Origin of the sequence: Pseudomonas persica (assembly GCF_900291015.1) — a bacterium.
In the GTDB taxonomy this organism is placed as follows: domain Bacteria; phylum Pseudomonadota; class Gammaproteobacteria; order Pseudomonadales; family Pseudomonadaceae; genus Aquipseudomonas.
This window is the reverse complement of sequence record NZ_OLKL01000118.1, coordinates 1-277: the sequence shown is the minus strand read 5'-3', so window position 1 is coordinate 277 and position 277 is coordinate 1. Positions and strand designations below refer to the sequence as shown.

1 protein-coding gene is annotated in these 277 nt (G+C 24.2%); it reads right to left on the bottom strand.

Features of this window, described 5'->3' with window-relative positions; genetic code table 11:
- Window positions 1–10: 10 nt before the first annotated feature.
- Window positions 11–265 (bottom strand): type II toxin-antitoxin system RelE/ParE family toxin, encoded by a 255-nt coding sequence (locus tag FQ664_RS28125; RefSeq protein ID WP_144175860.1) that lies wholly within the window; start codon window positions 263–265, stop codon window positions 11–13.
- Between the last annotated feature and the right edge of the window lie 12 nt (window positions 266–277).

Here is a 277-nt window from a genome sequence, read left to right as displayed (position 1 = left end):
GTATAGAACTTTACTTATATAGATTATTGTGATTTCCTATGGTTATAAATCTAATATTTGTTGATTCAATTTCATATATGGCTCTCATATCTCCACTAACATTTATACTTCTGCATCCTTCATACATCCCATTAAGGGGATGATTATTTAAAATTGGGTTAAACTCATCTATTAAAAAAAGATTAAGCCTTTCTTCAAATTTATCTTTCTCTTTTTGGCTTAATTTCTTAAAATCTTTTTTAAACTTTTTATGAAAATAAATCATTCACTATTATTA